Source organism: Helicobacter sp. NHP22-001 (assembly GCF_030270165.1).
In the GTDB taxonomy this organism is placed as follows: Bacteria; Campylobacterota; Campylobacteria; order Campylobacterales; family Helicobacteraceae; genus Helicobacter; species Helicobacter gastrofelis.
Map to the genome: position 1 here is coordinate 1 of NZ_BSWS01000017.1, position 15,719 is coordinate 15,719.

15 protein-coding genes are annotated in these 15,719 nt (G+C 41.3%); all 15 read right to left on the bottom strand.

What is annotated here, in order from left to right; genetic code table 11:
* Window positions 1-1,776: replication initiation protein (locus QSJ47_RS07680; protein ID WP_285602968.1), on the bottom strand; the 1,776-nt coding region annotated here is incomplete at its 3' end.
* Window positions 1,777-2,693: 917 nt separating this feature from the next.
* Window positions 2,694-3,086 carry a type II toxin-antitoxin system PemK/MazF family toxin gene (locus tag QSJ47_RS07685; RefSeq protein WP_221272640.1) on the bottom strand — a complete coding sequence of 131 codons (393 nt, stop codon included), beginning with the start codon at window positions 3,084-3,086 and terminating at the stop codon, window positions 2,694-2,696.
* Window positions 3,087-3,208: 122 nt separating this feature from the next.
* Window positions 3,209-3,472, bottom strand: a complete 264-nt coding sequence (locus QSJ47_RS07690) for a ribbon-helix-helix domain-containing protein (RefSeq protein ID WP_221272305.1) — start codon at window positions 3,470-3,472, stop codon at window positions 3,209-3,211.
* Window positions 3,465-4,037, bottom strand: coding sequence for a P-loop NTPase family protein (locus QSJ47_RS07695; protein ID WP_221272641.1), 573 nt, complete (start codon window positions 4,035-4,037; stop codon window positions 3,465-3,467). Before QSJ47_RS07695 ends, QSJ47_RS07690 begins: the two co-directional genes overlap by 8 nt.
* Window positions 4,038-4,354: 317 nt before the next feature.
* The gene (locus tag QSJ47_RS07700; RefSeq protein ID WP_285602969.1) at window positions 4,355-6,826 is read right to left on the bottom strand and encodes an FtsK/SpoIIIE domain-containing protein; all 2,472 of its coding nucleotides are present in this window, start codon (window positions 6,824-6,826) and stop codon (window positions 4,355-4,357) included.
* Between the two features lie 8 nt (window positions 6,827-6,834).
* On the bottom strand, window positions 6,835-7,068 hold the full coding sequence (locus QSJ47_RS07705; RefSeq protein ID WP_285602970.1) for a hypothetical protein: 234 nt from the start codon (window positions 7,066-7,068) through the stop codon (window positions 6,835-6,837).
* 8 nt (window positions 7,069-7,076) lie between these two features.
* On the bottom strand, window positions 7,077-7,499 hold the full coding sequence (locus tag QSJ47_RS07710) for an SMI1/KNR4 family protein (protein WP_285602971.1): 423 nt from the start codon (window positions 7,497-7,499) through the stop codon (window positions 7,077-7,079).
* A complete protein-coding gene (locus QSJ47_RS07715; RefSeq protein ID WP_221272645.1) occupies window positions 7,466-8,488 on the bottom strand; it encodes an HNH endonuclease in 1,023 nt (340 codons plus the stop codon). The genes QSJ47_RS07710 and QSJ47_RS07715 overlap by 34 nt, the downstream gene beginning before the upstream one ends.
* A complete protein-coding gene (locus QSJ47_RS07720) occupies window positions 8,488-8,757 on the bottom strand; it encodes a hypothetical protein (protein WP_221272646.1) in 270 nt (89 codons plus the stop codon). The genes QSJ47_RS07715 and QSJ47_RS07720 overlap by 1 nt, the downstream gene beginning before the upstream one ends.
* Before the next feature lie 51 nt (window positions 8,758-8,808).
* Window positions 8,809-9,414 (bottom strand): hypothetical protein, encoded by a 606-nt coding sequence (locus tag QSJ47_RS07725; protein ID WP_285602972.1) that lies wholly within the window; start codon window positions 9,412-9,414, stop codon window positions 8,809-8,811.
* Window positions 9,415-9,426: 12 nt separating this feature from the next.
* Window positions 9,427-11,952, bottom strand: a complete 2,526-nt coding sequence (locus QSJ47_RS07730) for an acetate and sugar kinases/Hsc70/actin family protein (RefSeq protein ID WP_285602973.1) — start codon at window positions 11,950-11,952, stop codon at window positions 9,427-9,429.
* A gap of 86 nt (window positions 11,953-12,038) precedes the next feature.
* Complete coding sequence (locus QSJ47_RS07735; protein ID WP_285602974.1) at window positions 12,039-13,076, bottom strand: hypothetical protein; 1,038 nt, start codon at window positions 13,074-13,076, stop codon at window positions 12,039-12,041.
* A gap of 142 nt (window positions 13,077-13,218) precedes the next feature.
* Entirely contained in the window at window positions 13,219-13,341 is a 123-nt protein-coding gene (locus QSJ47_RS07740; protein ID WP_285602975.1) for a hypothetical protein, read from the bottom strand.
* A 471-nt stretch (window positions 13,342-13,812) separates the two neighbouring features.
* On the bottom strand, window positions 13,813-14,325 hold the full coding sequence (locus QSJ47_RS07745) for a PIN domain-containing protein (protein ID WP_221272651.1): 513 nt from the start codon (window positions 14,323-14,325) through the stop codon (window positions 13,813-13,815).
* Window positions 14,289-14,567: a UPF0175 family protein gene (locus QSJ47_RS07750; protein ID WP_221272652.1), complete on the bottom strand. Its 279-nt coding sequence runs from the start codon at window positions 14,565-14,567 to the stop codon at window positions 14,289-14,291. The genes QSJ47_RS07745 and QSJ47_RS07750 overlap by 37 nt, the downstream gene beginning before the upstream one ends.
* Between the last annotated feature and the right edge of the window lie 1,152 nt (window positions 14,568-15,719).

Sequence of the window (15,719 nt, forward strand, 5' to 3'; positions counted from 1 at the left end):
TGGGATTTGCGCTTCTAAGACAACTAACTTTTGCGTGGTGTCTGAGTCGCCCCCTCTTTTGAAATCTTTGATGAATTGGTCAATGTCCTCAAACACTGCCACAAAATGCCCCTCCCACTTCTTGGGCTTTTCAAAGTATTGCCATTTGTGGTTGTCATTTAGTGCCACATGCCCTGCCATGTCTAAATCTCGCTTATCATTACCCAAGACTTCAAAATGCACGGCGATCCATTTTCTCGTTTTGGCGGGGTAAATGTCTACAAGGCGCACCGCTTTAAAGATGTGTTCGGGATTGTCTATGGCGAGCTTACCCGTAGAGTTGATTAAGCCTTTTAGGGTCTTAACATCTTCTTTGCTAAAATGTTTATGGTAGGCCTTATTTTCTTTGTAGTCTTGCATGAGCGCATCTAAAACGGAGCTTTTTGTTTGTCTAGCCTTTAGGGCGTTTTGGCGTGCCTCTTGCTCGGCAATGGTTTTGGGGTTAGGTATCACTTTAAAGACAATGCCTGTAACTTTGCCCCCTCGCCCCGTTTTAATTTTTCTATAGGTGATGCTACTATAAATACGTTGATCTAGCAACCGCATTTTTTCAGCGCGTTCTTTGATCTCATCTTGGGTATAGGCGAGTTCTTTGCAAGCGGGAACGAGGACCCTATTATCTACATGGCATACTTCATAATCTTTAGGGATGCCCATGTAGTTGCAAAAGCCTTGAAAGTCGTTTTTATAGGCGTTGATGGTAATAAACCCATTAACAACCTTATCCTTAAACCGCTCAATCAGGCGAAAAAGACTTTTAGCGTATTTGCCCTTGATAGTTAAAAATTTTTGTAATTGAAAGTTTGTGAAATTACCCTTTAACGCGTTTAATAAGTAGGTGAAGTGGGGGTGATTGACTTGTATCTCTATGTCTTTGACTTTAGTTTTGGCATCATCATAGTAGTTGATAGCAAAGGTTCTAAAGAGCAAGTGATTTTCATCACGCCTTGGGAGCAGTATCCAAAAGTTCGCTACCTTTATTTTGTTCCATACTTCTTTAACTATCTTTGAAACTCTGCTATGTTGGATATTGGGGATACCGATGAGCGTTTTGATTCCTTGTAAGTCAAAATGTACGATTGTATCACCTTGTTGTTTGACAATGTTAAAAATAGAAAATAATAAATTGCTCTCTAGTGCGCCTAAGTTGCCCATCTCCACTTTATACATGTCGTTGTGGTAAGCGACCTGCCCAGGGTTGTGCATATTAATGTCTTTATATAAGACGGGAACTTTGGCGGGTTCTTGTGGTTGCTCTTGGAGGGTTTCTTGCGGTTGCGGTTGTGGTGCTTCCTCCTTAGTGAGTTGTTGTGGCTGTGTTTGCGCAGTAACAAGTGATAACATTGTGTAGGGCAATACCTCAGTGGGGTCATTAAACCACGAGGTTAAGATGATCGAAATGTTGTTAACGACCTCTTTTAAGTCCTCTTTGATGTTCTGCTTTAGCTGCTGGTTGTTTGTCTTGTCTAAAAGTTCTTGCAATTTATTGAGCGTGTTTGCCATTGCTGTTAGGCACTCTTTAGCCCATGGCGATGTGTTGATACCCCCTGTTTCATCCCCATCCCACTTATTGGCAATCACAATGGTAGCGATCTCTTGCACTACTTTAGATTTTTGCGTGGTAATTTGGTTGAGCTTTACAGAGTCTTTAGTGTGCTTGATCTCTAAGTAAATAATTGCATCTAGCTTGTCTCGTAGGGTTCTCAGTTGCTTACAAAGGGGGTGCTCTTTATCCAATTTTTACGCTTTTCGTATTTGACAGATTATAACATATTAAAACTTTAAAATTATCTAGTATTAAATTTGCAATAAAAGCATCATCTTTGGGTAGAATATGTCTATAAACTCATCTATAACGGTATTGAATTTTATAAAAACCTTTTAGATAAGATAGCGTTAACTTTGTACAAAAATCGTCAAAATCGAGCAGTTTTTGTGGCAAAAATGGCTAAAAATGTGGAGATTGCGGACAAAAAGTTATTAAAAAGCCTAAAAAATTTTTTATCCTAACAAAATGTTATTAAGTAACCCGACAAAATGTTATTAACTTCCCGACAAAATGTTTCACTTAGACCTCGCGAACCTCGGTACAAACGAGCCCCCAAGCTAGGTACAATTATCTTACAATCTCTTTATAAATTCTCTTTCGTGTCTTCACACAAAAAATAAAAAATTTACATTGAGATTAAGGTAAGCCAAGCTGACGCTTGGCATCTATATTACTCTTGGGGGTAAACCCCCAAACCCCCAAGAGAGGGTTTTAGAAATGAGAATTTGATTTTGGTCTTGAAGTATCTACGATTGTGGAGCAATCATGTCCTTGGGGAGAGAGTGAAAAAGCAACCAAACAGAGCAATCATGCCTCTTGAAAAGTAAGACAAAGCAAGACGATAAAACAAAGATAGCGTTTAAATCGCTTTTAAAGGCTCATAGAGCGAAAGGTTAGGAGTTGGGAGTTAAACTTATAATGTGGATTTAGAAGCGATTGTGAGGGCTTTTAAGAGCAATAAAAACCTAGCTCAAAATTTAGTCATCAAAAACTGTGGTAGCATAAAAGCTAAAAAGTATGTTACAATATATCCTTAACCCATTTTGGGTGAGAACTCGTGTTGGATTTGACAACACAGAGTTGCCCTACCTTTGAGTAGGGAATATCAAATCACTTCATTTCTAATCTTCCCTTTGATAGTTTCTGAAGTTTGTCTATCCGCTCTCGACACCTTATTGCGCCTGCGTCTAGCGTCAAATGTGCGGATTTGGTGGAGCAGAGCGATTTGTTCTATGCCTCTACCATTCTTAAACAAGTGATGGTAAGGCATTTTTTTCTTGTATGTTTTACTAGAAAGGGACACGCCCAAGGAGAGTTTATTGGCTAGAACTCGCGACACCAAAATAAGGCGTGTAAAACTTACAGATTTACCATAGACTTCACATCCTACATTGTAACCACCACAAACCCAATAGGTATACCCCGGGATAACTCTATAGGGTGCTAACTTATTCGTGTTTTTCCTTTGTTTGTTCCACGCATCAAAAAGTTTATCCATCTGTTTCTCTCAAAACCTAAGATATATCGAATATGCCAAAAAGACAAAAGTTTTAAGAAAGCAGGTTATAAGTACGCGTCCATATACAGGCAATCCCTAGCTTATTGCCATCCACTCACACCTCACCCCCTTACCAAATTCTTCAACACATAGCGTTTGACAAAGAAGTTCACACTATCAGCTTCCTTGTCAGCTAGAGCTTTGAGGGTGTTGTATTCATCTTGGGATAGATAAAAAGTGATGGTGTGGTTTTGTTTTAAGTGTGCAGGTAAGGGTTTTCTGCCCGGTTTAGCTTTGTCTTTAGCACTGAAAGTGTTTGCTTGTGGGTTGTTGGTGTTTTTCAAAGCATCTTGGATAGATTTAGGGATGTTTTTGTTTTCACGCATCGCTTGCTCCTTGTGTTAAAGTGTCTAAAAGGCGTTGGTATTCTGTAATGAAGGTCTTGTAGTGGATTCTAGAGAGTGGGGTTTGCATAGACAACTCTTTAAAGCTCAATCCCTTGCGCATAGAGTTCTCTATAATCCTAGAGTGTTTGAAAAAGAAAAAGTTTAAGTCTGTGAAGTTGGATTGTAAGGTAGATCTTGCTTGATCTTGCTCTTCTAGGCTTTGGTAATCAGTGATGAGCACCATTAAGGGCACTTTTAAGGCCTGCAACTCTTGGATGGTTTCAATGGTTTTTAATAGAGAGTTGTAAAGGGGAGTGCAGGGGATGAGGATGGCTTTACTAGCTTTAGCAATTTCTAAAACTCCACTTTGGATAAAGCCTCCAAAGTCATAGACACAATTGTCGATTAAAGAGGGGCGGGTGCTGATCTTAGCCTTGTTGGGGTAAATGCTCTCAATGATAGAAGAGTCGTTGCTTTGCAAGAACAAATCTAAATCTTTAGCAATGGAGAAGCTAAAGGCGGTCTTACCCACACCGCCTTTTTTATTAATAGTGGAGAAAATCATGGAGACCCTTGTCTTTTGGTTTTTGTTGATTGTTGATACTATTGGTTGATTGGTACAGATACTGCTAACATTACTGGCATCACTACTAGACTAGTACAATACTCTAGATTAATAGGTCAGTGTAAGATTTAATCCATTAAAAAATGTTTAAAATTTTGATTAATCAAATGAGTAATGTTTGTAATTGGGTTAAATGTGGATAAGTAATAGTTCGGTACTCTTTGGTAAGCAACTAACTCCCGCATCCCCTTATTTTTTCATTTTTATTCATTTGAGTTCAAGTTCCTTTTGACTGATTAGCCAAACTATCCTTTTTTCTAGACATTTTGTCCTAAGCTATAGGGTCTGAAATCCCTCCACTGATCGGTTGTTTTGTCTATAAAGCGTGCATTAACAGGACTTAGCTCAGCTCTGATCTCCCCAGGGTAGATGGCTTTTTCTAAATTCTCTTTGTTGCTCTTAAAGATGATGCGGTAGCGGAAGTGTTCTAACATAGGCTTGAGTTCATGATTGCCCATAACATTTTTAAGACTGCTAGCAAAGACAATGAAGTGCTGTTCATTATCCATGGCTTTCTCTAAAAATGTCTGCCACATACCTAGAGAACCGCCCTTGCTACGATGTAAATCTGTTGCCTCATCTAAAGAATCGATGAGAATAAAGCTACCCGGTGCTAGATTCTCCGCAAAGAGCTGGGCATTGGTGTGGGTTACTACAATCCCAAAGGGTTGTAGCACAGAGGCATGGCTAGCGATCTGTTTACTAGCGTTGTAGTAGTAAAGTTGTTTGCCAGTTACTTGTAAATTTTTACCAATAATCTGAAGCCAAGCAATTTGGGTGGCTAGATCATTGCTCACCATGAGCAAATGGGATTGTGGGGCATCCTCAAAGTGCAAAATAAAGTCTTTCCCCTTATAACCCGCACCCACGCCTAGCTGCAAGGCCGCGCCCTGCACTTGCAAGCTTGTAGGCATCGCAACTGGGAGTTCGCCATTGTAAAGCTCGTGTTCTACAGGCTTTGTGCCTCTCTCTTGGGCGGCTTTGATGGTTTCTTGAATAAAGGTAGGGAGTTTCTCATTGGCTGCATAGGGGATGGTCGTATAAGTCATCATAGCGGGCGTTTTCTTCTCGCCAACATTGCTATAAATACCTTTACGTTCCTTGAGTGTGAGATCGCCAGCGGCTTCATTGCCTAAAACAGTCATGCTATCCTCTGCATCCATTGCCAGAGCCATGCGGTTATCAATTTGGGTTTTCATTGCTTGTGGAATTGTAGTTCCGCGCATAGTTTGGGTAGAAAAGATGAGATGAATCCCATAACTACGCCCTTTTTTAAGTAGCGCTTGTAAGAGCTTTGTTAGATGTTCATTTTCCTTACTTACGACTTCTGCAAAAAGTACCTGAAATTCATCAATCACCACCACTATTCTAGGCATGGATTGCTTGGCATCGTGGCGGTAGCCCTTAAAATCTTTGACTCCACACTCCTTGAATTTCTCCGATCGCTCAATCATCTCATTATTGAGCGATTCTAGAAACTCGATCCCAAAGGATACAGAAGCCTGCACACTCACCAATTCAGCATGTTCTAAAGGCGGATTGGCATAGGCGTTAAATTCTACGCCTTCTTTATAGTCTAACAAGAACAAGCGCAATTCATCTGGGGAATAGTAAAAGGCTAGATTTTGGATCAACACATTTAAAAAGTTGGACTTTCCGCTCCCCGTTTTCCCACACACCAAAGTGTGGTGTCCCGTGTGATCGCCCCCAATCTCAAATAAAACCTCTCTATGATCCTTATCCCAGCCAATGGGTACGCTCACAATAAAGGTGCTCTGCTTGCTCCAAAACTCCTTAGGTCTTTGCAAGACATCAAGTTCGCGCTTAACCTGCTTGCGTTCGCTATAATATTGTTCCACTTCGTGCGCAAAAGCGTTTAAATGCTCTTGAGACACGCTGAAATCGTGCACTACATTTAAATCCACATGCTCTAAGTCAGCCACAGCCTCGAAGTCTTGCCCATAATTTTCTAAATATCCCATCAAGGCTTTAAGCCCAGTAGAAGCCTCGCCCTCACTCTCACTATGAATAAAACTCAACACCCCATTAGACGGTCCAAAACGCACAATTTTTTGCAAGTAATGCAAACTCTCCCCATCCAGCGCATCCACCCCGCTTAAAAATAACGCACGCACTTCTAAAATGTCTGGGTTATTGCGGTTAAAGTGCATAAAATCTTTGTAGTTGGCTAGTTTTTCTTGTAAATTCACTTTCAAGTAACTATAAAGACTCTTTAAAGCCTCCTTGATCTCATCGCCCTCTGTGAGAATCTTCTGCTTGTAGATAAAGTCATTGTCTTTTTTAAGCAATCTTCTAGCCAGTGCAAAAATACCTCCAAGACTGAGCGCATCCACTAAGACCACTTCTAAATGCGTGAGGGGGATTGTTGAGATCAAGCGCATCAATGTTTCACGCATAAATCTAGGCGTATTTGGGCTATCCCCAAAGAGAGCTGGTGGGGGGAAAGTGTGGGTTTTAGGGGCATAAAAGGGCTCAAAACTCTCAGGAGTGTGCCCATCGCGCACTTCATAGAGTCCTAGGGCTAGAAAATCCGGATATTCTTTGCTGTGATTGACATGCAACTCCCCACCTAATTGGGGTTGAATCGCGCGCACTTGCTTGATTTGCGCTTGCATGTTATCTAAGCTTTCTTGAATCAAAGATGCGGGCGCATCCTCAAAATACACACTTTTGAGAATATTATCTAAATTTTTTAAGCTGTGGTCCATGTGCTCTCCTAAGGTTTAATATTTTGCGCTTTTCTGACCAAATCTCTAGCCTCATCTAAGCGATTTTCAATCATCTGCCTAGTATTTTTGATCTCGTATTCTAGGTTTTCTAGGCGATTGGTGAGGCTACACATGGGGTAAAAGACCTCTACACTTAACTTAGCCCCCAAATCGTCATCCATTGCCTCTAAAAATTGCCTCTCTAGCCCTTGTAAAGTCTGTGTGCTCCCATCATAATACATGCGTGTCCTTAGTCCTCTAATTTTTTCATAAACATGTCCAAAACCAATAAGGGCGTTTTGGTGTAGGTGTCCGTGTCTAGGAATAAGACTTGTTGGTTGCTAGTATCCAAGAGATAATAACCCCCATACCCATCGCTCCCAAAGACGATTTCACTCTGCCCCAAGTGCTCTTTGAGGCTCTCCATGAAAAACACAAAGAGGCATTTGCCCTCTGTGTTGAAGTTCAGCACATTTTTAAAGCTATAGTTTTTATTGCCAATGGAGAAACTGCGTTTAGGGGGAATCGCATTGTTGTTACGCCTTAAAAAGTCAATGAATGTAGGGCTAAATTCTTGCTTGCTAAAATCTTGTGCAACTTGCAATCCCTCCTCTTGTAAAGGGATCGCAAAATCCCAACTTAAGCCTTGAGTTGTGTTGCCATTTGTTGCCATAGGGGATAACCTTTGCTGTGTGGGACTTTGAGTAAAATTTCTTCACGCACAAGTTGCATAGTGCCTAGTGGTGGGTTGCCATCAAAATGCCAGAGATAACCCTTAGGGGTGATGCCCTTGTTGATCTGTGCTTTCTCTTCATCATCAAAAAGATTTTGCAAGGAGGCGCGTTCTTCTAGGGCTTTTTGTAAAGCCTTGATCGCACGGAAGTGTAACATAGATTTTTCCTCATTTAAATGTTCTAAGTCTATGGTGGTAGAAAACACTCCCGGAAAAATAGGCAAATTAAACTCACTAAAGTGGATGTCAAAATCATTTTGGGGGTTTACGTTAAAGTCCTCTTTTTGTCCCTCTAAGAGTTCTTGGTATTTAGTGTTTGCCTCTTGGATTTGTTGCTCTCTGGCATTGGGTTTGAGCTGTTCTTGTAAGGCTTCTAGTTGTGCGGATAATTCTTGTAATTTTTGGAATTGTGGTGGGGGAATGTTGTATGCTTGCTCGATAATGCTAGCCGCCTCATTGGAACGCCGGCAGAGTTGGTTATGTTCCTCGTCATAGTCTAGCAATAAGCCCTTGCTTTGCTGGTAGGCTTCCTCTAGGAGCTGACTCTCAATGCGTTTAATCTGCTCGCTGTAAATCTCTAAAGCCTGCTCAAGTAAAGCAACTTTTTCTTCCCATTGTTTGCGTTTATTAGTGGCTATGGTCAGGGCGGCTGTGGCTGTGGCTACAGCAGGAAATCTCCATGGTGGCGGGAGAAGCATAGCTGCTGCTAGGGCAGCCTTACAATAACCCTCATAACGCCTAGCATCCGCTAATCCCACTCTAGCCTCTTCTAGCAACTTCTTGGTGTTGCGATATTCTTCGCAGATCGCTTCGTAATACTCTTGCAACTCTCGCAAAAAGTTGCGTGTTCTTTGTTGCAACTCATCTCTAAAAAAGCGTAACTGCGTAATGACTTGGCGTAGTTGCTCCGTATCGACATTAACAGGCATCAGATGCCTCCATAAGTCCTAAGTTCCTCAACCTTGCGCCTAAGCCATGCGACTTGCTCGGTCGCATCGGTATCAAAGCGTTTTAAAAACGACTCTAAATCCCGCAAGACTTCCTCAAATTCCAAATATTTTTTATCGCCCCAAGTATCTCCTAAAGAACGAAAATGCCCATTGAGACTATTGACCATGTCGTTGAGATCGTCTAGGAATTGCTGTAAATGGTTGGCAAAACCCTCAATCTCATCAGAATCGGCTTGTGCTACTGACATCAAAACTCCTTGTTTTAGATTTTCTTAAAGTCCCGCCCAACCACACCGCTTTTATATATTCTCCTCATCTTTGCTAGGTTTGTTATCCCCCCCTTTCATAGAGGCTGTAGTAGAGAGGGTGCGCCCCACAGATGTGCTCTTTTTGGGGTTTTTTCCATAGATAGCTTCGTGATTGGACTTGAGGCTATCCTTGCTATAGTCATGAAAACCCGTTGAGCGTTTTTCATCCTCAAAGGATGTTTCTTGTGGGCGTTCTAGATTAGCATTGGTGAATAAGAGGGTTGCAGAGGACAGGGAATATAACTGACACCCTGCAAAATCCTCAAAATTAAAACGCATGGAACAATCCCTCTCAAGGATGTCGCGCACATCTGCCATGCGTCTATAATCCCAAATGCTATTCTCTAGGCGATCCTTAAAATCAGGGGTATTTAGCACGATACTATGCTTGTAGGCTTTGTTGATCCACACAAAGGCATAGTCTTTATGCCCTTTTGGATCGATGTTAAAAACCCGCTGGAAATCCTCCCAAAAACTCTCAGAGATGTCCTCAAAGCGTGCTTTGTTAGCTAAATTAGACGCTCTAATCTTTTCATCTTTATATTGGAGCACACACACGCAATTATTGACTAGCACAAAAACATAGGTATAACGCATGGCATTCCTTTATTAATTGAGATGAGTCGCTTTGTTGTCATCTAGACGGATGACTTTCTCTGACCAAACCAATTCACCCTTATCGTTGAAAACGCCGATTTTAAGCGTGCTCATATCTTGAGCGCAAATTTTAAGCACATGGTCGGGATAGGGGCGATCCAAACTCACCACGCATCTTATTGTTTGGTTGGCTGGAAAATTCCTCTCCTCAGCAAAGGCACTCGCTTTATCCGTGTAGCGGAATTCCACCTCTTGATAAGACCCCAAACAATCCAACTCCACCCATTCCCCGATCTTGATTCGATCGCGGTGCAATTTGGGTTCAAAACGCCTTCTGCGTTCAAAGCCGATGTGGTATTTAAAGGCAGGGGCTGTTTCCTCCCGCACAATCCGAATACCCCCTTTGTTGCGCTCACGCCCCTCCAAAAGCCCAAAGACCACCCCCGTTTTACAGGTTACGCGGTGTGAAGAATGGATCGGTCCATCGTGTATGGGGTGCATGGGGTTCTCTCTTTTGATGATTTCATCTGCCTCAGGGGTGCCTAGAGGGGGCCAGAGTTCAAAATCCATATCCGGCATCTCTTCCCCGCGTTTGTTCAGTTGGGTGTTTTTATAGGCTTGGTATTTTTCTTTTTCCTTTTCAATGTGTTCTAAGAAAATGGCTTTGAGCAAGGGGGAGCGGCTCGCATTCCCCCCTAAGAAAATGTGCAATTTTGTCATGCCCTCTATTTTCTCGCCCAAGAGTCGCAAGCTTGTAAAGAAGTTTTTGACCCCATCTTCAATCTCTCTTCTCAGCACGGCAAGCAGATGGGGATAGTTGATGGCTAGGTTAATGTCTTCATCCCCACCATGCGCATTTTTTAAAGTGATGACTCGCTCTATTTTGCCCATTTCTTGTTCTTGTAGCTCTTGATCCTCTTTTTGCAAATCCTCCGCACTCAAGTTTTCTACAAAGGGGCGCAAAAGTTTTACCAAATCTTGTAAATTGCGCCTGCCCTCACGGGGAGCTAGAGTGATGAGATCGCCTAAGAGGGCAGTGTTGAAACGCGCCGGATCGTAATTAGGGGCTACAAAGGGGATTTTGTGTTCGCGCATCTGCTCTAGGTGATCCTCTTGAATGTAGAGTTCATAGGCTAGAAGTTCTAATAAATTCTCGCCTCCTAGCCAACGCATGCCATCATGGGTTGTGAAAGGGCAGAGATCAAATTCGTGGTTGGGATCATCACTCTCTTTAAAAATCCCAAAGTCAAAATCGGTTGTCCCGCCCCCAAAGTCAAAAATCCCATAGTAAATGCCCTTTTGATCCACTTTGTCATAAAACCCAAATTCTAGCAATGCACTGATCGCATAGGCAGCCGGTTCGCTCAAGGTCAAGCGCACTTGTAATTGATTCTCATCTAAGCCAGCAGGAAGGGATTTTCTCAAACCCTTTTCAAAACTCTCGCGGATTTTTAACGCCTGTTCCTCCTCATATTTGACCGGATAAGAGAGGAAATATTTTAAATACACCCCCCTATTCATGTTGTTGATATAGCGTCCTAACAGATAGGCGTAAAATTCCACTGGATTATTAAAATCACAATCCATGAAGCCCTTCAAGCTCACTTCATACCCCTGTTCATCGTTGAAACGGATATTGTAATCTGCCGCGCCCGCCCATTGCTTGAGTTTGTAAAAAAATCGATAAAAGTCATTCCCTTCAGCCTTTTTAAACTCTTCAAAAGCCCCGTGGGAGACCCCTAGATCGGCAAGTTCTGTCAAGGGGCGGTGTTCAAGTGCACCATAGTCCTCTAAAAACTTTTGGTGGTGTCTAAACTCGATAATGGTGGGGTTTTCAAACTCCCGATCGCCTAAATTTCCTAGATTTTGTTCTGCACCAATGGAGAGCAAGGTGGGATTGCCATCTTCTAAGTAAGCTGCAATGGTGCTTTTAGTGCCAAAGTCAATGGCGACCTCTCCGGGGTTAACATCTCCCTTAGGGGTTCTGACATTCAGACGCACATCAAATTTAAAACACAACTTCTTACCCTTGAACCCATCTTCCCTAGGGTAGAGGTCCCAATGCCCCTCGTTGGGGTCATCTAGCAAAGTTTGCGCATAGGGTTCAATGCCAATGGCTACATGGTCAATTTCGAGTAACTCAGGGCGCAAATCCTCCATTTTGATATGTAATTGGCTATCTTGCAACAACGCTTCAAACTCTTTAATCCAGTGCGCCGGAATAAAGGGCTTTTGGTTGCGAGAAACCAAAACAGATAATTCCTGCAGGTATTCCAAAAACTGCGGGGATCGCACACAAGAATCATCGGGCTTGAGATAACGCACGCGTCTAGCCACCGTTAACAAACGCTCTTGGTCTTTGGTAGGGAGAGTTGCAATCTTTCCCTCAAAACCATCTAATTTCCTTTGGACATCGGTTAAAATCTCTTTGGTTTTCTCATTGCCCTTTTTCTCTAAATTCCGTAACTTTTTGGCTAAAGGATGCCTTTCAGGAAGGGTTAATTCCTCAATACTGATTTTGTCTCTTTGTTCTTCCATGTTTTTTCCTTTCTTAATGGGGGTTGGAACTTTTGCACACAAATGCGCACATAAAAACGCCCGCACACGCACCAAAATGCCCGCGATCACTGCGTTTCGACCAAACTATATGCCACGGTGGTGCCACCTATTTGGTAGCCTTGAAAGAGAACTTTGCAAACCTTACCCTGCTTATTGCCCTTGCCCAATATCTCGCATTTTGCGGGGTTGTATCCATCGCCTTCTTTAATCGCCAGCCTTTGCAAACCAAGCAAATCTTGCAAAATCGCAAAGAGGCGTTCAAAATAGTCCATCCAAATTGGCGCATCCGCTGTTTTTTCTTTAATGGATTTGAGGGTGTTCTCGGCTACCTTTTTCATCAAGTTTTTAGGGGCTTTATAAATCTCATTGAGCAAATCCCCGGGTGTATTTGCCACAAGCCCCAAATTAGGATGTTCTTGGGCAAGTTTTAAAAGCTCTTGGTAGGGCTCAAAGCCCTTGAGTGTAGCCATTTGTGTCTCTAAATTTGTGATCCGCCCCTCTAATTCTTCTTCCTTTTGTTGTGCGTTGGTTTCTAGTTTGGCTTTTTCCTGCTCTAAACCTTCCAACTTCTTGTCTAAGTTTTCTACTTTTTGCCTTTCAGTTCCTAGTTCGCTCTGTAAGCCCGGTATCTTATTTTTCTGCAAATCCTCTATTGTTGCGTTCTTTTCTCCTAGCTCCTTCTCTTTTTTCCCTAGTGCTTCCCTTTTCTCTCCTAGCTCCTTATCAACCGCTCCTTTTTCCTTCTCTAGTTTTGTGTATTTTTCCCTCAAACCCTCAGGACCTTCAAGCTCGTTTTCTAGGTTTTCGACCCGCCCTTGCAGTGTTTTAACTGCTTTTTGCATTTCCACAACCATTTTTCTAAGTTCTTTGAGGGTGAGTTTGTCCTTTTTATCCTTGCCCATGTCTATTATGTCCTCTAGGTTTAGTTTTAACAAGTTCTGTGCGAAGTGGCATAACTCTTTTTCAAGTTCGCTCAAATCCTCTTGTTGTTCGGGGTTGGTTTTTTGCTCTAAAAGGCTTCTAATTTGTTCTGCGGGTGCTAGTTGGGGATTAGGGGGTGTTAAGCCAAGATGTGGGCATAGAGAAGCTGCCCATTCAAGCACCTCTACTAGCTGTTTTTGGAGATCATAAGAGCGTTGGTTAGTGCTAGCACATTCAGGACACCCCTTGTAGCGGTTATTTTCCTCTACTGCTCGCTTGTAGACGGGGTCATCAGCGGGGTTGTGGTGTGGGGATGGATAAGATTTAGAGGCGTGATCTACCCCCCCCCCCCCCCCAATCTTTAATGCCCAAGTCTTTTAAATCACCATTGATGGTCAAATGCTCGATAGTCAAGTGCTCGATAGTTAAATGACAGATACGATCCATACAACTCCTTATGTTTATCAAAATAAGACTCCCACCCTCCAAGATTTGGTAATCTTGCCTTTTTAGTTGCAAGAACTATAACCCCATGCACACAGAAATTATATCATTTTTAAATATTTTTTATATTGTATCTTACTCACATCTTACCATAGAAAAATTATCAAAAATTGTGCTACGATGCGGGCGGATTCGAGGGCGGATTTCTGCTCACCTCTTGTATTTTTCTTGGTTTTGGATCATCTGGTCTATTAAGTCCAGTATTTAAATATTTCTTCGTGTCAGAGCCCTTTAGAACATCATCTAAAAACAACCCCATGTTCTGCGATGCAACACCAATGATTATTCGCTCAGTACAGAACAAGGTAACGCGACTGAGTATAGTTGCCTTATACAATGCAGACGTTATATTATATTTTTTTGTTGTTGAATATTATAAGGTGCTGTAAGTTGACTAAATGTTCAGATGAGACCCTAACCTTCAAAAAGCATATTCAGCAATTTTTGGCTTATAAAAAGTTTGTGTCTTTCTAAAGCTTCAACAAAGGTTTGGAGTTGTGTAGAGGAGACAAAGCCTTCTTCTTTCATTTGCAATAAAATACCTAGAGTGCCTGTAATTTTTAAACTTAGTTTTTGGGCTTCTGCTCTGCCTTTTCGTTCATCCATAAGAAGTAATTCAGCCTTGAGAGTTTTGGCTAGAACAATGGCTTCACATTCTCCTAAGTCTAGTCCCGTGTTCTTTTTTAGTTTTGCGGTCTCTTCTTTTGGAACAGAGCAAACTTGTATGAATTTACAATCTCTAATCTGCTTGGCTTCATCTTGAAACCTCTCATTCTCTGTGAGCTCAGCAAACACACCTGATGGGATATACACATAACCAAAAAAATCCCCCAACAGATCTAAAGTTCCCATTTTTAAGAATGAAATCAGGGGTGTCGTGTCCGAAACGACTAATGAGGCTTTGTTCTTAGTATTTTTCTCAAACATTCTAGGTCTGCTTGTGCTTCTGCTACACTATAGTCAATAATGGGGATACCAATTTGACCATAAATGTCTAGTAAATCCAACTTTTTCATCCCCAGTATCTCTGCAGCTCTCCCATAAGAAATGCTTTGATCTTTGATGCGAGGATAAAGGAGCAAGGCTTTTTGTAAAATTTGTGTCTGTTCATCTGCATCGCCAATCAGTGTAGCCATTTCATCTGGTACTGATAATTGGATAGTCTTCATAACAGCCCCCTTATCTATGGTGTAGGCAAGAATTGTAGCAAAATAGAGCACTTGATAAGATTTTTGAATATTTGGCACACATTTAGAAATATATTAAATATAAATTATTAATATTTCAAACACTATTAAAAACATTAAACATTATTTAAAATTGTATTTAGTATTTCTTGAATTATTTAATGCATGACCATACCTCATGGTAGTCTCTACCTATCTCATCTCCGCCTTTCCCTTTCCACTCCTTTAATATCCGCTTCACTCTTTCTTTAGTGTGTGCGTACAGCACTATCTATGTCGTATTAGGACTTTTGTTTGCAAAGAAGAAGCTAAATAATCATATAGGGTATTATAGCCTGAGATACATTTTGTGAGATTTTTTATGTAGGACATTTGTAGGACAAAATTACAAGTTTGTATGACAAATTTGTATAATAAAATACAGGTATTCTCACAGAAAAAACCTCCTAAAATAGGCACTTCATAGAAATTTGTATGACACGATTTTGTATGACAAAATATAGAATTGAGAGAGATATAGGGTGGTGTTTGGGTTGTTTTGTATGAAAAAGGCAATGAGAGTTTTTATTCTAATTTTCACTCATCAATATTGCTTGATTATTATCCAATTATCTGAGTTTGGGGGTATGTGTGGATAGACAAGTGCGCAATGACTAAAAACAAATTGTGCGTGTTTTGTATTGCTAATCGCCTTTGTGAGCGTTTTGAGTATGTCTTGGGGCATGCTCTCTTTACCCACACTAATACCTAAACTCTCGCAAAGAGTGTTTAAGTCTTTATGGACAATATCTAAATTTTCAGTTTTATTTTTTTCTAGTTGAAACTTAGTTTCTATAGCCTTGAGTTCGTCTAGGGCGTGAGCTTGCTATCTTGGTCTTATGACTCAATCAGTGCGTTGTAATTGGAAAAGATCGATACGCTAAATAGCTCATAATAAGAGGTTACCACTTGCTTAGTGCATTTTAACACAACAGCCCTTAAGTTGTATATTCGGTATTATGGAGCTTTTTATGAAAGAGAATTTTGGCTATATTTCTCTATCCACTTCTGCAACTCTTGCATACTCTCAAACACATACACAAAATAATCAGGAGCATCACATTTGGGCACAGATTTTTTAAAGTAGTCTATGTA